Genomic DNA, 19975 nt, shown 5'->3' with positions numbered 1-19975 from the left:
GCCCACCGACCGCCGTTCCGACTCGTCCTCAAGGAGGAGGAGGTGTCGACGTGGATCACTCATCCTTGTTGCCCTCGACCACTAGTCTTCATCGAGTGGCCTATGACGCACGCCCCGTGACGGTCCTCCTCCCGGACTCCGCCAGTGCCCCGATCGAGCTGTACGAAGCGGGCGCTGCCTTGCGCATAGCCATCGTCGAGCGGGCTGGCACAGGTGCTCTCGACGCCTCGTGGGACGCCGCCGGGGTGTACGTGCTGCTCGACCGCCACGGCGCGGACGACAGCTGGGGCGCCTACGTCGGTCAAGCCGTCGGACTGCGCAAGCGGCTGCCCGCGCACCTGAAGACGAAGGACGACTGGCAACGTGCCGTCCTCGTGCAGCGCGACACCACCTTCGGCTTCAACAGTGCACAGATCGGTTGGCTGGAAGGACGGGTGTACGACCTGCTCGATGCCGCCGCCACAGCAACGCTACACAACGGCAACCGGCCGAAGGACGAGACCTTGCCGCCTCACGAGCTCCTCATGCTCGAGAGCACCATCGCCCCGCTCGCTCGAGTCTTGCGACTTCTCGGATACGACTCGTCCAGCCCCGTCGAAGCTCCCGCCGGTGCCAACGTCACGGGCGGCGTCGTTGCGAGCAAGCAAGGACTCAAGGCGGTCAAGATCTCCGACCTCCTCGCCAAGGGCCTGCTGTCTGCCGGCACACAGTTGCACAGCACGAACGGCGTCTGGCCAGCAAGGGCCATCGTCCTCGCGGACGGCCGGGTGCAGGTGGGGCAGGTCGCGCACGCCTCACTGAGCACGGCAGCCGCCTCGATCACGCACGGCAGCGTCAACGGCTGGGACTTCTGGGCGATCACCACGCCCACCGGTGACGTGCGGCTGGCCACGCTGCGCCAGCACCTCCTGGCACAGACCCCGGCGACTACGAGCTAGCGACGCACCGCTCATCACCCGCATGAATCTCTCGACGCACCTGAGACGTTGCACTCTCGAACGGGCGGCATTCGCCACTCCTTCGTTGGCTCGTCAGTCGTCCGCGAGGACCTCGTCGCGGAACTGCGCCTCCTCGTACGCCGCCCGGATGCCGTCACTGAGGCGTCCGCGCTCGCCCACCACGTAGCCGTTGGCGCGCGCCCACGAACGGATGTCCCCGGCGGAACGCTCGTCCTGAACGCCGTCGTCCAACCCGGAAGCCTCCACGAGCTCGTCGAGCTCCTCCCAGTCCTGGGCGGCCGCAAGCTCCTTGTCCAGGTCGTGCCCGATCTGGGCGGGGATGACGGCGCCGTCGAGCGGCAGCGTCTGCACGTCCCGGAGCCGCCGCTCGATGGAACGGTGGCGCGTTCCTGCCGAGCTCGCCGTCCTGCTGGCCGTGTCCAGCTGCTTGACCAGCTTCTCCCAGACCAGCCCCGACTTCTCGAACTCCGCCTTCACCTGGCCGAGGACCTTCCAGACCTCGCCCGAGCGCTGCTGGATGGCCAGCGTGCGGAAGCCCATCGACAGCGACCCCAGCAGAGCGGTCAACGTCGTCGGGCCGGCGACCACGATGCGGTGCTGCGTGCGCAGGTCGTGCACCAGTCCCGGCTGGCGCACGACCTCGGCGAAGAGACCTTCGGTCGGCAGGTACATGACGGCGAAGTCCGTGGTGTGAGGCGGGTTGACGTACTTGCTCGAGATCGACGACGCCTCGGCCTTGACGCGGTCCACGAGGGCCTTAGTGGCGACCTTCAGGGCGACGGGGTCACTGCCCTCCCAGGCCGCCTGGAACCTTTCGTAGACGTCCATCGGGAACTTCGAGTCGATGCCCAACCACACCGGAACACCGTCCTGGCCGCCCGGCAGGCGCACCGCGAAATCGACGAGCTCACTCGACTCGGGATTGATCCGGTGCTGGCGCTCGAACTGCTCGGTGGTCAGGAGGTCGACGAGCAGCACCTCCAGCTGCAGCTCGGCCCAAGCGCCTCGCGTCTTGACGTTGGTCAGGGTGCGCTGCAGCGAGCCGACACCCTGCGCGAGGTTCTGCATCTCGCCGAGCCCCTTGTGGACGCTCTCCAGCTGACCGGTGACCAGCTTGAAGCTCGAGTCCAGGCGCTCCCCCAGGGTGGCGTCCAGCTTCTCCTGGACCGTCGAGCGCATCTGCTCCAGCTTGGCCTCGTTGGCGCTCGAGAGCGTGGCGATGCTCTCCTTGAGCTCTCGGCGTGCGACCTCCTGGTCCGCGGACAAGACGGACGTGAGGGCCGCGAGCCGCTCGTCCTGGCCGGCACGCAGCGCGGCGAGGGCTGACGCCTGCTCGTCCCGCGCCGCCTTCTGGGCCACGGCGAGCTCGGCACGTGCAGTGTCGTTCTGCTGCACGAGCTCGGCCAGGCGAGTCGACACCGCGCCCTGCAGCTCCGTCGACGCCGATCGCTGAGCCTCCGCCAAGGCCGACGCGGACTCGCGCGAGGAGCGCTCGGCGCGCTCCTGCTGGTCGGCAGCGTCCCGCCGCAGGTGACCCGACACCGCGACCAGTTCGTCGTGGAAGTGCGTCAAGGACGACTGGATCTGGTCGCGGAAGTCGACGAACTGCTGCGCCTGCTCCTGCCGCGCGTGCTGAGCGCTGGCAGTGAGTTCGCCCCGCAAGGCGGCTGACGTCGTCGTCAGGTCGGAGAGCTCCTTGACCAGCGCGTCACGAACGACCGAGAGCGCGGTCGCCTGGGCAGAGGCGAGCCGCTCCGCTGCTTCCTGCGCGTGCCGCTGGCTCGACAGCTGGTGGGCTTCCGCGGCGCGGGCCATCTCCCCCGTGGACCGCAGAACGAGGTCCTGAAAGCCGGTGAAGGACACCTGGACGTCTTGACGAAGACCCGTCAGGACCTGCCTGTCCTCCTCGCTCGCTCCGCGCAGCTCGGCACGGATCTCGCCGATCGACCCGCTGTGAGCCGTGCGGAGCCGGTCGTGCTCCTCGCCCAGCGAGCGCACGATCGTGTCCACCGTCTGACGGACGCCGGCGAGACCGTTGAGGACCGTGCCGTCGCTGTCGGCACCACCCGACCGCGAGGCCGCCGCGCGCCACGCGAGGGCGGAGAGAATCACTGCCACCAGGCAGACGACGAGGAGGACGACGAGCAGGATCAGCATTGCTTGCTCCAGGAGTGAGTGCGGCGATCGTCGCGAGGAGTGGCCGCCGAGCGCGGCAGATCACGCCCGGGTTCCATCGGGTCTTGCTGCCGTGCGGTTGAGGTCAGCGTCCGACCCGCTGCGCGCGGTGACCTGTTCGGGCTAGGGCTGGCGCGTTCACCGGTCTGAGCTCGGGGGCCTCACGCTTCGACCTCGACACCGTGCTGCGTCAGGAACTCGGACAGCCCGAACTCGTAACCCTGACCACGCGCTCGGAAGCGCCAGCTCCCGCGGCGGCGGTAGAGCTCCCCCAGGACGAGCGTTCGTTCGACCGTCGCCGCGTCGAGGGTGGCCCGAGCCGACACTGCGCCGTCCGCAGTGCGCAGCGTCAGGTCGACGGCACCGACGGACCCGAAGGTCACTCCGGCAGCGAGGGCCGCGACGATGAGGACCTCGTCGGTGTCGTCGGGGAGGCGTGAGAGGTCCACGGCCACCTCGGCTTGCCCCGGTGTGTCGGTGACCACGGACACGCTGCCGTCGGGGGACGTGGGCGCACCGTAGAAGATGACATCGTCATCAGAGGTGACACGCTGCTCGTCGTCCACCCGAAGGGCGACGACGTCGACCTCGTCGCCGGAGTGGGTCCACGTGACGTCGAGCAACCAGCGGTCCACCTCTCCCGGGAGGTCGGTGGTACCGCCGCGGGGTAGGACGACGGGGTCCGCTGCGGCGGAGTCGGCCCTGGGTGCTCCCGCCGTCAACCGCTGCCACGTGGTCGGGTCCAGCCGCGGGAGGTCGAGCTCATGAACGCGGGCCCAGCGCTGGTCCTGCCGAGCTCCGTCCAGGGCCACGAACTCCGTGGTGCTGGTCGTCAGCCGGACCGCAGCCGAGCCTCCGCGGGCCACGACCTCCGCCCGCACTCGAGCGGCCAGCTCGTGGGGCCCACCCAGGACGAGGACACGACGTCGGGCGAAGGGGCCGATCGCCGTCCGAGGGCGAGACGCACGTGGCTCGGGGGACAGTACGTCTGCCTTGGCGGTGCCAGGAGTCACGTCGAGCAGCAGCGCCTCGAAGTCTGCCTCGGTGATGCGCGGGGTCCCGCAGCTCTCGGCGTCCCTGAGCTTGCGGGTTCCCGGTGCGGAGTCGTTGGCCACGACGGCAGCCGTTGCCCGACTCACTCCTCCCTTGACGTCGAGCCCCGCTGCGATCGCCCGTCGGTAGAGGTCCGCCCGGGGGGCGGTGGTCGGGCCGGACACGACCACGCGGTGTCCCTGCACGAGCGGCGTGCCGGGCCGCCAGGCGGGTGGGAGTTCCCAGGAGCAGGCGACTCTCGGCGGCCGCACCGGCCGGGAGGTGGTGGGAACAGGCCTCGGCAGGCGCAGCGGGCGGGCACTGGTGCGGCACGGGGTCAGCGGCAGCTCGAGGCCCAGTTCGGCCGCGACGCTCAACTGCCGGCGGAGGACCTCGACGAGGACACGCGTGTCGTCCTCGGCGTCGTGCGCGCGGTGCTGAGGGATGTTCCAGTGCGCCGCCAGCGTCGAGAGCTTCAGGTTCGCCACCGGCAGGTCCAACCGCTTGGCCAGGTCGCGCGTGCACAGCCGCGAGTCGACCGGCAGGGCTTCACCCGCGCGACGCATCTCGGCACCGAGGAAGCCCCAGTCGAACTGCGCGTTGTGAGCGACGAAGACCCGCCCGGCCAGCAGCTGCGCCACGGTCCCCGCCACCTGATCGAAGGTGGGCGCTCCTCGCAGACGTTCCCTGGTGATCCCGTGGACGTGCACCGGTCCCGGGTCGCGCTGCGGGTCGACCAGCGTCGACCAGGAGCGCTCCGCGACGCCGGCGGCATCGACCAGCGTGACCGCGATCTGCACGACCCGGTCGACCTCGGGCAGCAGACCCGTCGTCTCGACGTCCAGAACGGCGTAGCACTGGGGGTAGCGCGAGGAGACCCCGGTCGGCATCGCCGGAACCTCGACGTAGACAGTCATGCGTTCTCCTGGATCGTTGGTGGGACGACGGTCGCACCCGGGTCGGACACGTCCGTCACCACAGGGAAGTTCTCGTCGACCGCCGGGACTGGCTGTTCAGATTCGCGTCAGCGAGCTCATCGCGGTCAGGGGGTCTTCACTCGTCACGGTGTGGTGCTGCGCTCACCGACAGGCGCTACGTCGAGCAGTCGGCCGACCAGTGCGGCCACGAGGGCCCGGTCGGCATCGTTCAAGCTCGCGATCAGACCAGCCAGCTCGTCCTCGACAGGCTCGCCGCTCGCCCGCGAGAAGTCGTCAGCCGAAACGGCGGCCCCTCGGCCGTCCTCCCCCGCTGCAGGACGTCGCTGGAGGTGGTCCAGTCCAGCCGGGAGGTCGCCCGAGTGGACGAGGAAGAGCTCCTGGGTGCAGCGCGTCAGGGCGATGTACAGGAGTCGTCGGCCGTGCTCGTGCTCGGCCACCAGTCGGTCGGGCGCCAGCACGACGACCGCGTCGAACTCGAGCCCCTTCGCCAGAGTGGCGGGAACCGCGGACACAGCCCGGGAGAAGTCGCCGGCGCGCCCATCACCCAATTCTCCTGCTCCCACCTCCAGAACGGTGTCGTAGAGGGCGTCGGGCACGATGACGGCCGTGGTCGCTCCAGCGTCCGCGACGGTGCGCGCGACCCGGAGGCCCTCCACCACGAGGTCCTCGTCACCCACCCGCGTGGCGGCCGGGTCGACCCGCCCGGGGCGGACTGCGGTAGGAGCGCGCAGGTCAGGCGAGATGAGCGGGAGCTGCCGGGCCGCCAGGTCGAGCGCGGAGCCGGGGACTCGGTAGCCGAACCGCAGGGTCTCGACGGTCGACGGGGTGGCGCTCAGGTGGTCGGTGAGCTCGGACCAGTCGTCGCGGATGAAGGAGCCCGTCGCCTGCGCGAGGTCCCCGAGGACGGTGAACGATCCGCTCGGACAGCGACGTGCCAGCGCCCGCGCCTGCATGGGCGTGAGCTCCTGCGCTTCGTCGACCACCACGTGGCCGTAGCGGGTCTCGTCCGCGTTGAGCAGGCCGGACAGCTCGTCGAGGCAGAAGAGGTCCGCCTCCGTCCACGGCTCGTCGGCGATCGCCGAGTTCTGCACCCGGAACAGCGCCGCCCGCTCCTCGGACGTGAGCACACCCTCCGCGGCAGCGACCAGAGAGGTCTGCGTGCCGTAGAGGTTCCGCAGGAACTCCTCGGGCGTGAACGTCGGCCACATGCGGTCCACGGCGTTCGTGAAGGCCGACAGCCGACGGATCGCGGCGCCGTTCGCCTGCGCGAGGCGCCCCGCGTCCCGCGACGCGTCCCGGTAGAGGTTGAGGGCGAGCCGGGACAGCCGCGCCCGGACGAGGGTGCGGCCTTCGCCGTGGCTGAGGTCTCGACCTCGGACGTCGTCGACGAGCGCCATGATGTCCGCCTTCGGGACCACCACCCGCATCGGCCCGATCGACAAGGACAGGTCCTCACCCGACCAGCCGATGCGCGCCGACAGAGCACGCGCCAGGACGTCCGCCATGGCGGCAGTCCCCTTCACCCTCGCGGCCAACGGGTCGTCCACGCCGCTGGCTGACGCCTCCCCCACGTACAGGCCGGCGATGTCCGTCTGTCGCAGGTCCTCCACGTGCAGGCTGGGGAGAACTCCACTGGTGTAGGAGAGCAGGGCCGAGTTGGGCGAGACGATGAGCAGCCCCTCGCGGCGCAGCTCCTCGTCGTTCAGCGCCAACCAGGCAGCGCGGTGCAGACCGATGACCGTCTTCCCCGTTCCGGGACCGCCCTGGACGACCAGGACCCCGTCCCGGGAGGCACGGATGATCCGGTACTGGTCTGACTGGATGGTGGCGACGACGTCGCGCATGGCGCCGTCCCGGGAGCGCTCGAGCTCCGCGAGCAGCGCATCGCTGACCACCTCGCCGTGCGGTGGGAGGACCGTGGCTTCGGCCGCGCTCTGCCGCACGATCTCGTCGATGACCTGGACGAGCCGACGGTCCTGCTCCACGAAGGTGCGCTTGAGATCGACATCGCCGGGTTCGTCCGCGGTCGCCTCGTAGAAGGGTTGCGCAGCCGGTGTGTACCAGCCCGCCACCAGGACGTTGCGGTCGTCGTCGAAGACCACGCGACGCCCGACGTAGAGCGGATCGTCGGCGCCCTTGTCGATCCGACCGAAGACCAGCTGGCCCTGCGTCTTGGAGTCGCGCAGGATCGCGAGCGCCCGCTGCATCGCGCGGTGCACGCCTCGATCGGTGGCCTGGTGGTCGGCGATGTTGCGCTCCGCCGAGGCGAGCCCGAGGTCCAGGGACCGGTACGCCGTCGCGACGTACTCCTGCTCGGACGCCAGGTCCGGATGCACAACCGTCATGGAGCTCTCCTGGGGTCACGGTCCGCACCGTCGGGCAGCTGACCGGAACGGACGAGACGAAGTGGTGGGGCTGGCGAACGCGGCTCGACGCGTCTCAGAAGCCTGAGGTGGCGGTACGCCCTCGCGGTCACCGCCGAGGGCCGCCGGGGCACCTGGGGAGGATCGGCGGGGGGTGCGGTCGCCTTGAGATGCTCGCCGTGCCGCTCAAGTGCGCCGAGCGGACACCCGACCAACCATCCATGCTCTCCTCCCCTGCGTCGGCGGCTCCCGCCCCGGCGCCTCCCACGAGCGACGCCGCAGCCGCAGGAGCCCGCGGAAGCTCCCACAGCACGTCCTCCGCGCTCGGGTGGTTCGGTCGCACGCCCACCACAGCGGCGGCGAACCACCTCGTCCCGCCGACCGTGCGGACGCTGCTCGCCGAACTGGAGCGCGTCGAGGAGCAGGTCGCAGCGCTGCGGCAGGACCTCGCGGTGGCAGAGCAGGAGCGCGCGCAGCTGCACCGCCGTCTCGTCGTGACCGCCGGCCAGGCGCTGGACGACACGGAGACGGCCGAGAGGTCAGCCGCCACCGAGGCGGTTCTCGCCCGTGAGCTGCCCGCCGGCGACCCGCCGCAGCTGATCGCTCCTCCAGACCACTCTGAGGTGTCGGCGCCCGTCGCGTGGGCGGCGCCCGCCGTCGCCACCGCGGAGGTCGTCGAGCAGAAGGCGACGGAGGACCTCGAGGAGCAGCACGACGAGGTCGACCACCTCCTGAGCGAGGACGACCTGCACGAGGGTGACGACTGGGAAGACGAGGACGACGACGAGGACGACCTCGAGGAGGAGGAGGAGGAGCCCCTGCTCCTGACGTCGGACGTCGAGTCCTGGCTGCTGCCGGCGGTGCACCTCGGCGACGACGCACCGCTCGACTTCTCCGCCCTCGAGGACGGCCGGACGCGCCTGGTCAGCCTGTCCGAGGTCGTGACCGGCAACGTCCTGCGACGTCACCTGCCCCACGGCTGGGCGATCCAGCCCGACGGTGACCAGCCCGAGGTGCGCACCGCCCTCGTGTACCGCCCCACCGCACCGATCGGGGGGCACGACGGCATGCTCGGCCGCGCCTTCGCGTGCGTCGACGCTCTCGCCCTGCTGGACTCCAGCGGCACGCTGGACCCTGAGCTCCACGAAGCTCTGGTCCACCACCTCGCTGACCTGCGAGACGTCAGCCCGTCGCACCGAGAGCACTTGGAAGCGCGAGCCCAGTGGCGCCGTTCGGAGCCGGCCACCAGCGAGGCCGTCCGCTCCTACGTCACCCGCGCAGGCTCCCGCGGCTCGCGTCACCTGGCCGAGTGGCTCACCACCCTCGTGTCGGAGGACTCCCCCTACTTCGAGGCGATGACGGTCCTCACCAGCGCGCTCCTCGGAACCGCGGCTACCGAGTCCTCCGTCGAGGTCGCGGCGCCTGTCGACTCTGCGGTGGTCGACGAGTTCTCCGAGCAGATCGACCCCGCCACGACCGAGGCGCCGGCCGCCGAGGCGGCGGGTACCACCGGCTCGATGGACTTCGGCCGGATCGCCGCGTTGCGGCTCAACGCGGAGCGGGCCCGGGCCGCGCTGGAGGGGTTGGCTCCCGAGGACGACGGGGACGCCGACACGGACGACGACTCCGCCCCGCTCGTCGACTCCGCGGTGATCCTCGACGCCGCGACCACGGCGCTGTTCCTGCAGCTCGTGTCGGCCGAAGTTCACGCCATCGACGACGTCCGCACCTGGGCCAGGGACCTGGACCTCGTCCCCCTGTCAGCACTGCAGCGGATCAACGACTGGGCTGAGCGCCGCATGGAAGACCGTGGCACCCCCTTGGACGTGCCGCTCATCGAAGTGGATGACCCGAACCGTGCGGTGTGGGTCGACGACTCTGCGAAGGAACTCCTGTCATGACCACGCCTGTCCGCAAGAACGACCGCATCGCCATCCTCAACGCTCTCCAAGCCGGAGTGGCTCCGAGCCGAGGCCTGGAGCACCTCCAGGTCGGGCGGGGCGAGGAAGTCTCCGCCCTGACGCAGGACCTCGGGCACGTCAAGGACGGTGGTTCTGCCGTCCGCTTCATCGTGGGCGAGTATGGCGCCGGGAAGAGCTTCTTCCTCCAGGTCATCCGGCAGGCGGCCCAGCGCGCCGGTTTCGTCACGATGCAGGCGGACATCACCCAGGACTCCCGCCTGTACGGGACGGACGGTCGTGTCAGGGCCCTGCACTCCTCGCTCGTCGCCTCCGCGGGCACCAAGACGCAACCCGAGGGCGGCGCGATGGGCGAGGTCCTCGAGCGGTTCATCGACTCCTGCGGCGTCATCGCCCGCGAGCGCGGTGAGGACCGGGAAGACGTCATCCGGGAACGGCTGGTCGCCTTGGAGAAGTACCGCGGCGGCTACGAGTTCGTCGACGTGATCCTCTCCTACGCCGAGGCTGTGCGCCAGGGCGACGAGGAGCGGCGCAGCGGCGTGCTGCGCTGGTTGCGCGGCGAGTACCGCATCAAGAGCGAGGCGCGGGCGGCCATCGGCGTCAACGGGATGATCGGGGACGCGGACCTCTTCCCGTCCATGCGTCTGATGGCGTCGCTCGTCCGGTTGGCCGGCTACGCCGGCCTCCTCGTCGAGCTGGACGAGATGGGCGTCCTGCTCCGCCTCAACCGCGTCACGCGGGACGCCAACTACGAGCAGGTCCTGACGATGGTCAACAGCCTGCTTGGCGGGCACGCCGACCACCTCATGATGGTCTTCGCCGGCGTTCCCGAGTTCGTCACCCACCCGACGACGGGTCTGTACAGCTACGGGGCCCTGCGCCAGCGGCTGTCGGGCAACAGGTTCGCCGGCGGGGACCTCCAGGACAACAGCGGTCCCGTCATCGAGCTGCAGCAGCTGGTGGTGGAGGACCTGTACGTCCTGCTGGAGAACGTCCACCGCGTCTTCTGCAGCAACGGCCAGCGCGACCCCGTGGACGGCGAGCTGGGGGAGGCCATCTCCGCCTTCCTCGAGCACGCGGGGGCCCAACTCGGTGGATTCACGCAACTCACCCCCCGGGAAGCGACGCGGAGCTGGTTGCAGTTCCTCAGCATCCTGGTGCAGAACCCCCGACAGGCCTGGCGTCCCCTGCTGGGGCAGGTGGGAGTTCATGAGGACACCGGCCCGGCGGTGACCGACTCGTTCCCCCTCTTCTCCTCCAGCACTGCGGAGGTGAGCGACAGCAATGACGGTGATCTCGCCGGCTTCCGCGTCTGAACTCGCAACGGCCCCCTCCCAGGACGGCGTCCTCTCGAGCTGGCACCCCGGTGTACAGCGCCTGGTGCGGCAGCTCGACTGGCGTGCTCTGCGACCGATCCAGGTGGCCGCCGCGGCCGCCGTCCAGTCGGCCGATCAGGACGTCCTGATCATCGCCGGCACGGCCAGCGGGAAGACCGAGGCTGCGTGGTTGCCGATCTTCTCCCGCCTCCTCGACCAGAGTCACACCGCCCTCGGGACCCTGTCGCTCAGTCCGCTCAAGGCGCTCATCGACGACCAGGTCCTGCGACTGTCCGACTACGCCGGCCGGCTGGACCTGCAGGTGGAGGCGTGGCACGGCGACGTCGCCGATACGCGGAAGAAGCGCATCCTGCGCGAGCCGCCAGCCGCGGTGCTGACGACGCCCGAGTCCTTGCAGGGACTGCTGCTGCGCCGACCTCTCGGGCTGGCGCAGTGGTTGGCACCCCTGCAGTACGTGATCATCGACGAGGTCCACGCCTTCGCCGGCACTGACCGGGGACACCAGGTGCAGTCCCTGCTCACCCAGCTCGACGCCGTCGTCGGTCGCCGAGTGCCCCGCATCGCACTGAGCGCCACTGTCTCCGACGAAGCGGCGATGTGCGACTTCCTCCGACCCGGTCAGGGCCGCGAGGTGACGGTCGTCCGGACGCCGGGGGCCAGCCGACTCGACCTCGACGTCGCGCTGTACGGGTACCTCGAACGTCCGCCCGCCATCGATACCCTCACCGCACGACACCCCACCACCGAGTTGTCCACGCGCGACACCGCCCGGGGGGAGCGACTGGACATGGCCCGCCGCATCGACGCAGACACGCGGGGCCGTCGGAGTCTTGTCTTCGCGAGCAGTCGCGGCGCGGTCGAGGAGATGGCCACCCTGCTGGCCGACGACGAGGTGACGACGTCGCGACGCCCCGAGCGCTACTTCGCCCACCACGGGTCCCTCTCCGCACCGGTGCGTCGTGCAGCGGAGCGGGCGATGCGAGAGGCGAGCGACACCACCATCGTCTGCACCAGCACGCTCGAGCTCGGTGTCGACCTGCCGCACCTCGACCAGGTCACGCAGATCGACACCTGCCTGTCGGTGGCGAGCCTCCGTCAGCGGTTGGGCCGCAGCGGCCGGGAAGCCGGCACGCGCCCGGCCTTGCGCCTGCACGTGACGGAGTCACCGGTCCCCGACGAGGCCGGGCAGGACGAGCTGGCCCCACCGCGGCCCCTCGGCACGTCAGCTCGACTGCGCACGAACCTGCTGCAGAACATGGCGTCCGTGCACCTCGTGGTCGAAGAGGGGTGGGTCGAGCCGCCCGACGCGGAGGTCCTCGGCCTGTCGACACTGGTGCACCAGACCCTGTGTCTCCTGGCCTCACCCGCAGGGGCGACGCCCAAGGATCTCTACGAGCTCCTCTGCCGACGTGGGCCTTGGCGACGCGTCACTCCCGCCGCGTACGGGGAGGTCCTGCGCGCCTTGGCAGCGCGGGCAGTGGTGCGACAGGACGCGGCGAGCGGCGGCTTGCACCTCGACGAGCAGGGGCACGACCTGGTGTCGAAGCGGGACTTCCTGTCTGTCTTCACCACCTCCGCCGAGTACTCCGTGCGTCACGATGGCAAGGAGATCGGCACCCTCCCCTCGCGGCAGCCGCTCGGAGTCGACTCGACGCTCGCCCTCGCGGGCCGGACGTGGAAGGTCACCGCCATCCACCCGAGCGGCTGGAAGGTGGACGTCGTGCCCTACGGCAAGGGCCTTCCTCGCCACTTCAGCGGCGGCGGCTCCGGATCCGTGCACCGCTACGTCCGCGAGACGATGCGCCGGCTGTACCAGTCGTCCGTCGTCCCCACGTACCTCGACGAACCCGCCGTCGCCCTGCTGCAGCAAGGCCGTCAGGAGTTCCAGCGCTTGCAGCTCGCCCAGCGGGCAGTCGTCGCCGAAGGCACTGGCTGCTTCGTCGCCCTCTTCACCGGGGACCGGGAGCAAGAGACGATCCGGCGGTGGCTGCACCTGGTCGCTCCCGGCGTGAGCGTGCTCGCTGAGCCCGCGGGGCTCCAGGTCGCCGAGGACGTCGACGTCGTGGAGCTCCTGCTCCACCGCATGGTCGCGGAGGCACCGCCCGAGCCCCTGGCTCTGGCCACCGGTGTCGCCCTTCGCCAGGTCGGGCGCTACGACTACCTGCTGCCCGACGATCTCCTGACCGCGGAGTACGCCAGTCGCATGATCGACGTGATGGGTGCCACGGCTGCCCTCAGCGCAGCCCTCTCGATCGGCTCCCCGCAGTGAGGCGACTGAACGACCAGCCCATCCACCTGTCCAGTCTCGGAGCCCCCTCGTGACGGAGATCGCCGAACTCTTGTCGCCCGCCCGATCGCGGCAACTGCTGGACGCCGCTCGAGCTTCCATGTCAGAGCTCTTCGGCCTGGTCTTCGAACAGATGGACGAGTTCGACGAACACCTCTCGGCTGCGCGTGACGACGCCCACCGCGCGTCGCCTGATCATCAGCGGTGCCGGGCGGTCGAAGCGAAGCTCGAGCAGCTGCTCGACCACGAGCGGGGACGCAGGGAGGACGCGGCGGCGATCGCGGAGGCAGTTGTCGCAGAGGCTCAGGTCGGCACCGTGGCGATGCAGTCCCAGATCGACGAGCTCACCCGACAGCTGGATCAGGCTCGGCTCGAGGTGGAGGCCACCCGAGCGCAGCAGACGGCCGTCGAGGAGAGGGGGCTCGAGCAGCACCGACGGCTGGTGACCCTGCGAGCTCAGGCGCCAGGCCTGGCAGCGCGCAGGAGCGGCGTGGTCGAGGGGGATGCGGGCCCCGTCCGGCCTTCGATGGCGTCGGCCTTCCGCGCGCGGACGACAGGACCCGCGCGTAACGGGGGCTGAGGTCCGTCGCCTTCACAAGTTGCCCGGCCCGAAGGACGTAGCGATGGGCGCCGCATCGACAGATTGCAACCGTCTGACTACGGTCCGATGGTGAGCGCTGACCGGTTCGAGGCCGCGCGAGCCACGCTGCTCGACGCTCGCGCCGGGGATCCGCTGGCTCGCACCCACGTGATCGTCCCCGGCACCATCGCGGCCATCACCCTGCGGCGCACGCTCGCGGCCTCGTCCGGTCTCGCCAACGTCCGGTTCGGGTCCGTCAGCCAGCTCGCCGAGCAGCTGGCCGCCCTTCACTTGGCTCTGGATCTCGCCGGCCCACGCTCACTGGTGACACCAGGCCGCCGATGCGAGGCCCTGCGCCGCGCCCTCGCCACCTCCTCCCCCAGCTCAGTCACGACCATGGCCGACGACCTCGCCGGCGCCCGGCTGCTCGAGAGGCTGGTGGGCGAGCTCGACCGGGCGGACGTCGACCCCCTTCACCGCCCGACCGATCTCTCTCCACGCGCCGGGGACGTCCTCGACCTGTACGCGGACTACCGCCACCACCTCGGCGGTGCGCTCACCCCTCCGGAGCTGCTGCGGGCGGCGGCAGCAGCGGTCAGAGCGGGCACCGACCTGCCGGTGCGGGTGCTCCTGGCCACCGACGAGCCGGTCAACGCCGCCGAACGTGAACTCCTGGAGGAGCTCAGCGCCGCCGGTCACCTCCACCGCGTGCCGCGGGAGGCGTCCCCGACGACCGTCGACGTCCACCTCACCGTGGCCCCGGACGCGGAGGAGGAGGTGCGCACGGCGGTGCGCCGCGTGGTCGACCACCTCGAACGGCACCCCGTGCGGCCGGAGCGCCTCGGGATCGCCTTCAGCACCGAGGTGCCGTACGCCCGGATGCTCGCCGAGCAGCTCAGCGCCGCTGGCCTTCCGCACCACGTCGCGGTGCGGCGTCGCCTGGACGAGACCCTCGCGGGCCGCACCCTGCTGTCCGCTCTTCAGCTGCACCGTCGCGGGTACCCCCGCGCTGACACGCTGACGTGGCTCTCCGCGGCGCCGATGAGGACGGCGGACGGGGAGCCGGTGCCGTCGTGGCGGTGGGAGCAGATCTCCCGAGAAGCCGGCGTCTCCCGCGGGCTGGACACCTGGCGGTTGCGGCTGGACCGCTGGAGCCGCAAACAAGCGGCCCACGACACCACCGACGGGGCTGCTCGAGAGGCCCGCGACCGGCGACTGGCCGACGCGGCGAGCCTCGGCGACACCGTGGAGGCGATCGCTGGGCTCGCCGACGCGGCCCTCACGGCAACGACGTGGACCGACGTGTCGAACGGCTTGCTCGCCCTGCTCCGGCAGTGCCTGGGTGAGCCGACGGTGGTGGACGGCTGGTCGCGGAGCACCTCTGCCGACCTCGACGCGGTGGTCGAGCGCGAGCAGCAGGCGCACACCGACGTGACCCGGGCGCTCACAGACCTCGCCGAGCTGGACCGCACGTCAGCTCCACCGACCCCGGCCTCGGTCGCGGACGTCGTCGCCGACGAGCTCCGCGCCTCCGTGCCCGGCACCACGACCCTCGGCCGAGGCATCCTCGTGGGCTCCATCGCTGACTTCACCGGAGCGGAGCTCGACCTGCTGGTCGTCGTGGGGCTCACCGAGGACGCGGCGCCCGCCCGGCAACGCGAACACCCCGTCCTACGAGACGCCGATCGCGAGCTCCTGTCACCGCACCTCGCCACAGTGGCCTCCCGTCGTGCGGACGCGCGAGATGCCTGGGTCGCAGCACTCGGCGCGGCACGGCACGTGCACCTGTCCACGGCACGAGCCAACACCCGCTCCCAACGTCGTCAGTTCCCCTCGCCCTGGTTCCTCGAGGAAGCTGAGCGGCTGGCCGGCCGACGGGTGTCGATGGAAGACCTCACGGCCCTCACCGCCGACTGGCTCACGACGTACGACTCGTCCACCGACGCCCTGCTCCGCACCGGAGTCTTCGCCTCCCCGCACGAGCTGGACGTCGCCATCGCGGTGCGCGGCGGCGTCGACGTCCTGGCTTCCCACGACCACCGTCTGCGCCGTGGTCTGCGCGCCGCCCGCACCCGAGCGCGCGGCACCTTCGGGGAGTGGACAGGAGGCGTAGGCGCACTGCCAGCGGTCGTGCGCACGGAGATCGACCAGCGCCACTCGGCGAGCGCCCTCCAGGAGTGGGCGACCTGCCCCACCCGGCACCTGTTCCAGTACGTGCTGGGGATCCGCGACGTCGAGGACGTCGGTGCCCGGGACGGGGTGGACCCCCGGGAGCGCGGGACCCTGGTGCACGCCGTCCTCGAGCAGTTCCTGTCGGATCACCTCGGAGACACGGAGCGGCCCGGCCGTGACCCGGGGGAGGCCTGGTCCGACGCCGACCTCGACGACCTCCTGCGCATCTTCGAAGACCGCGTTGCCGGCTTCGTCGCCGAGGGCCTCGCGGGTCGTCACGCCGCCGTCTGGTCCGTGGAACGGTCCCGGCTGCGGCGAGCGCTCACCGCAGCGCTGCAGGCCGACAGCGAGTCCCGCCGCCGCAACGGTTCGTGGCCCATCGCCCTGGAGATGCCGTTCGGCCGCGATGGTCACCCCGACCTCGAGGTGTACCTGCCGACGCAGGGTCCGGTCACCTTCGCGGGCTTCGTCGACCGGGTCGACGCCACCATCGACGGCGGACTGGTGGTCCTCGACTACAAGGCCGGGAAGGCGGCGAAGTACGCCGACCTGCCGGTGCGGGGCAGCGGCGAGGCGGCGCCAGACGTCGTCGACCGGGGACGCATGCTGCAGCTCCCGCTGTACGCCCTCGCCTCTCGAGCTCGGTTCGGATCAGATCGGACACCTGTCGAGGGTTACTTCTCGCTGGTGGAGCGCGGGGGCGTCGAGGTCGGATCGGCGATCGACGACGCCGCGGTCGAGCGGCTCACGGACGCCCTCGAGGTCTCCGTCTCCGGCATCCGTTTGGGGATCTTCCCCGCCAACCCCGGCAAACCGGACGACAGCCGCGGGTGGGACGCGTGCCGCTACTGCGCGTTCGACCGGGTGTGCCCCGACACCCGGGGGGAGCAGTGGCGCGCGGCGCGCGAGAGCCCCGCGGTCGCCGAGTACCGCCGTCTCGTCGGCACGGAGGAGGAGGCGTGAGTACCCCCTTCGCCGACCAAGCAGACCGGAACCGCATCCGCACTGCCCACACAAACACCCTCTTCGTCGAGGCCGGTGCAGGCACGGGGAAGACGACGGCCCTGGTCGCTCGCGTCGTCGACATGGTCGCCACCGCGCACTTGACGTCCATCGACGGACTGGCAGCCATCACCTTCACCGAGAACGCGGCGGCAGAGCTGCGCAGCCGCATCCGGGAGGGCCTCGAGGACGGTGCGCGCGGGGCGCACCGCGGCGCCGCGTACGACGACGCACAACGAGCGCGGTGCCGGAGCGCGCTGGACCACCTCGACGACGCTGTGATCGCGACGTTGCACGGGTGGGCTACCCGTATCCTCGGCGAGGCACCGCTGGAGGCAGGCCTCCCACCGACCTTCACGATCGCTACCGCCGCGGGCGGGCACGACCTCGTCGCCGAGGACTGGCAGGACGCCCTCTCCGACCTGCTCGCTGACGAGACGCTGCAGCGGCACGTCGTCGCCGGCCTCACGCTCGGCCTCTCCCTCGACAAGCTGCGCGAAGTCGCGACCGCACTGTCGCAGTCGTGGGACCGGCTGGTGACACGTCCGCTGCGAGCGCGGCCCATGCCGAGGGTCGACGCGTCGTCCATCACGGGCCACCTGCGCCGCGCCGTGCAGGACGCCCCGGCGTGGCCCGCCGGCGACCGTCTGACGGACTTCCTGCAGGAGTGGATCGTCCCCCTGCTCGACGCTCTCGAGCACGCCCGCGAGGAAGCCGACGTCCTCGACCTGCTGACCGAGAAGGTGCTGAAGAACGTCGGCAACAAGGCTGCCTGGACGGCCGCCGGTCTCGACAAGGGCCGCGTCATCGACGCGCTGACACGCGCTGAAGACGAGCGGCTGGCCCTGCTCGGTGCCGTAGGGGCGGCGGTCACCGAGACACTCGCGGCCCGCCTGCAGGACTGGGTGCTCGAGCAGTCGACGCGCCGACGAACCGAAGGGGCGCTCGACTACCACGACCTCCTGGTGCACGCGCGGGACCTGTTGCGCGCGGAGCGGTCAGTCCGGGAGAAGCTCCACGCGGCGTGGCCCGTGCTCATGATCGACGAGTTCCAGGACACGGACCCGCTGCAGATCGAGATCGCCTGCCTCATCGCGGGGGACTGCGGCGCGGCCCCTCCGACGCACTGGTCGCAGATTCCCATCCCGGACGGTCGCCTGTTCTTCGTCGGCGACGCCAAGCAGTCCATCTACCGCTTCCGCCGGGCCGATGTCGCGACCTTTGCGGCGGTCGGCGACGAGCACGACTCCGGCCGCAGCGGACTGACCGTCAACTTCCGCAGCGTGCCCGGAGTGCTGGCCGCAGCCAACCACGCCTTCGACGAGCTGATCGGCTCCGACCCGGGCGCCGGCATGCCTTACTCGCGGCTGCACCCCGCCCGCGCGGCCGTGGTCGCCGACCAGCCTCCGGTCCTGCTCCTCGGTGGCCCGCACCCTGGCGCCGGGGCAGCCACACTGCGGCAGCAGGAGACCGAACACATCGCCGACGTCATCGTGCGGGCGAAGGCCGAGGGGTGGCTCGTGGGCGACGGGCGACCCGCGACCTTCTCGGACGTCGCGGTCCTGCTCCCCACCCGGACGACGCTGCCCGCGCTGCAGCGGGCGCTGGACGCTCGGGGTGTTCCGTACCGGATCGAGAGCCGCAGTCTCGTGTGGTCGACCGAGGCCGTCCGCAACCTCGTGACGCTCCTGCAGGCGATCGACTCCCCCGCCGACGAGGTCGCGCTGCTCGCGGCGCTGCGGCAGCCGGGGCTCGCGTGCTCGGACGTCGACCTCCTCGAGTGGCGGGCCGCCGGTGGGCGGTGGTCGCTGTTCGCGCGCACTCCCGACGAGCTGACCACCGAGCACCCCGTCGCATCGGCCTTGCAGCTCTTGCGCGGCTGGCACGAGCGCCGTTGGTGGATCCCCGTCAACCACCTCGTCGACGAGGTCGTGCGCGAGCTGCGCCTCGTTGAGCTGACGGCGTCTCAGCCACGACCGCGTGACCACTGGCGTCGGCTCCGCTTCGTCGTCGACCAGGCACGAGCCTGGTGCGACGCCGGTGGCGCCGGGCTGAGCGGGTTCGTCGCGTGGGCCGTCCAGCAGACGGAGAGCGACGCTGACCTGCTCGAGACGGTGGTCCCCGAGGCCGACGACGACGCGGTGCGCATACTCACGGTCCACGGGTCCAAGGGGCTCGAGTTCCCGATCACGGTGGTAGCTGGCCTCAGCAGCTCCGGCCGCCGCACGGACAGCGTGCTCTGGGCGGACACCGGGCCGCTCGTCCGCTTCAAGGCCGACGTCCTCGAGATGGCCGGCTGGCCGGACGCCACCACCACCGAGGACGCCGAACGCGCACGGGAAGCAACGCGTCTCCTGTACGTCGCGCTCACCCGGGCCATGGACCATCTCGTCATCGGTTGCTACTACCGGCCCCCGAAGACGAAGTCGAGCAAGACCAGTGCTGCACAGCGCCTGTGGGAGCTGTTGTCGCCGGCCGGCCTGGTCCGCACGGAGGCAGCCCCGCCCCCCTCGGCCACCGACCCTCTGCTCGAGCCCGTGACCACGTGGTCGATCCCCGACCGCGACGCCTTCTCGCGCGACCGCGCCCAGCTGCTCGCTGACCTCGCCGCGCGAGTGGCGACCAGCCCCACAGCGCTGGCGCGGGAACGAGCAAGCTCCGACGAGTCGACCGTTCCGGTGGACGTCCCGCTGACCGCTCCACAGCGGTCGAGGGGGTCTACTCGCCGTGGTGGCCGCGGCGCGGCCATCGGTACCGCCGTGCACCGGGTCCTCGAGCTCGCCACCCTTCCGACACCCGCGGAGGAGGAGCTGCAGGCACTGGCGCTTGCGGCGTGCCTAGCGCAGGGCATTCCGGACCTGGTCACCGACGTCGCCGGTCGTGTGCGGACCGCACTGGCCTCTGACGTGGCCCAGCACCTCACACCGGAGTCGTCGTGGCGAGAGGTGTACCTCGTCGTCGACGACGGCACGCGGTACGTCGAGGGCTACATCGACCTGCTTGCGGAGACCGACGACGGCCGTCTGGTGGTGGTGGACTGGAAGACCGACAGGGCCGTCACCGCCGCGGAGATGGCCGCCAAGCGAGAGCTCTACCGACCGCAGCTGTCCGCCTACGCCGACGCGGTGGAGCGCGTCCTCGGACGCCGTCCCGAGACCCACCTCGTCTTCGCCCGTCCCACCTCTGAGGAGTGACTCTGGTGCCCAGCACG

The 19975-nt window shown here is 71.0% G+C and carries 10 protein-coding genes; 6 read left to right on the top strand and 4 right to left on the bottom strand.

The features are described from left to right. Window positions 1-95: 95 nt before the first annotated feature. Window positions 96-938 carry a GIY-YIG nuclease family protein gene (locus GTR02_RS24075; protein ID WP_166605464.1) on the top strand — a complete coding sequence of 281 codons (843 nt, stop codon included), beginning with the start codon at window positions 96-98 and terminating at the stop codon, window positions 936-938. 93 nt (window positions 939-1031) lie between these two features. Here the strand turns inward: GTR02_RS24075 and GTR02_RS22275 are convergent, their stop codons facing one another. The 3 genes from GTR02_RS22275 to GTR02_RS00260 form a co-directional block, all read right to left on the bottom strand. Further along, a complete protein-coding gene (locus GTR02_RS22275) occupies window positions 1032-3116 on the bottom strand; it encodes a DNA recombination protein RmuC (protein ID WP_205708355.1) in 2085 nt (694 codons plus the stop codon). Window positions 3117-3295: 179 nt separating this feature from the next. Continuing rightward, the gene (locus tag GTR02_RS00265) at window positions 3296-5083 is read right to left on the bottom strand and encodes a TerD family protein (protein WP_205708354.1); all 1788 of its coding nucleotides are present in this window, start codon (window positions 5081-5083) and stop codon (window positions 3296-3298) included. A gap of 143 nt (window positions 5084-5226) precedes the next feature. Next, on the bottom strand, window positions 5227-7449 hold the full coding sequence (locus GTR02_RS00260) for a HelD family protein (RefSeq protein ID WP_166605463.1): 2223 nt from the start codon (window positions 7447-7449) through the stop codon (window positions 5227-5229). Window positions 7450-7850: 401 nt separating this feature from the next. On the opposite strand from GTR02_RS00260, the gene GTR02_RS00255 reads away from it, so the two are divergent. Genes GTR02_RS00255 through GTR02_RS00245 form a run of 3 tightly spaced genes read left to right on the top strand, consistent with a single transcriptional unit; the run spans window position 7851 to window position 12992 of the window. Next, the gene (locus GTR02_RS00255) at window positions 7851-9368 is read left to right on the top strand and encodes a tellurite resistance TerB C-terminal domain-containing protein (protein ID WP_166605462.1); all 1518 of its coding nucleotides are present in this window, start codon (window positions 7851-7853) and stop codon (window positions 9366-9368) included. Beyond that, window positions 9365-10702 (top strand): ATP-binding protein, encoded by a 1338-nt coding sequence (locus GTR02_RS00250; RefSeq protein ID WP_166605461.1) that lies wholly within the window; start codon window positions 9365-9367, stop codon window positions 10700-10702. The genes GTR02_RS00255 and GTR02_RS00250 overlap by 4 nt, the downstream gene beginning before the upstream one ends. Continuing rightward, window positions 10671-12992, top strand: a complete 2322-nt coding sequence (locus GTR02_RS00245; RefSeq protein WP_166605460.1) for a DEAD/DEAH box helicase — start codon at window positions 10671-10673, stop codon at window positions 12990-12992. The genes GTR02_RS00250 and GTR02_RS00245 overlap by 32 nt, the downstream gene beginning before the upstream one ends. Before the next feature lie 121 nt (window positions 12993-13113). Here the strand turns inward: GTR02_RS00245 and GTR02_RS00240 are convergent, their stop codons facing one another. Beyond that, window positions 13114-13443 carry a hypothetical protein gene (locus tag GTR02_RS00240; protein ID WP_166605459.1) on the bottom strand — a complete coding sequence of 110 codons (330 nt, stop codon included), beginning with the start codon at window positions 13441-13443 and terminating at the stop codon, window positions 13114-13116. Window positions 13444-13680: 237 nt separating this feature from the next. Between GTR02_RS00240 and GTR02_RS24070 the strand changes: the two genes are divergently transcribed. Continuing rightward, complete coding sequence (locus GTR02_RS24070; RefSeq protein WP_166605458.1) at window positions 13681-16725, top strand: PD-(D/E)XK nuclease family protein; 3045 nt, start codon at window positions 13681-13683, stop codon at window positions 16723-16725. Then, window positions 16722-19958 carry a UvrD-helicase domain-containing protein gene (locus GTR02_RS00230; RefSeq protein WP_166605457.1) on the top strand — a complete coding sequence of 1079 codons (3237 nt, stop codon included), beginning with the start codon at window positions 16722-16724 and terminating at the stop codon, window positions 19956-19958. The genes GTR02_RS24070 and GTR02_RS00230 overlap by 4 nt, the downstream gene beginning before the upstream one ends. Window positions 19959-19975: the final 17 nt, after the last annotated feature.

This window comes from Kineococcus siccus (genome assembly GCF_009906795.1).
Lineage (GTDB): Bacteria > Actinomycetota > Actinomycetes > Actinomycetales > Kineococcaceae > Kineococcus > Kineococcus siccus.
The sequence above is the reverse complement of the archived record's forward strand: the minus strand, read 5'-3'. Positions and strand labels throughout refer to the sequence as shown.

Coding starts and splice junctions, on each gene's coding strand:
- GTR02_RS00265 (WP_205708354.1), bottom strand. CDS start 5,083: ATGACTGTCTACGTCGAGGTTCCGGCGATGCCGACCGGGGTCTCCTCG.
- GTR02_RS22275 (WP_205708355.1), bottom strand. CDS start 3,116: ATGCTGATCCTGCTCGTCGTCCTCCTCGTCGTCTGCCTGGTGGCAGTG.
- GTR02_RS00245 (WP_166605460.1), top strand. CDS start 10,671: ATGACGGTGATCTCGCCGGCTTCCGCGTCTGAACTCGCAACGGCCCCC.
- GTR02_RS00250 (WP_166605461.1), top strand. CDS start 9,365: ATGACCACGCCTGTCCGCAAGAACGACCGCATCGCCATCCTCAACGCT.
- GTR02_RS00260 (WP_166605463.1), bottom strand. CDS start 7,449: ATGACGGTTGTGCATCCGGACCTGGCGTCCGAGCAGGAGTACGTCGCG.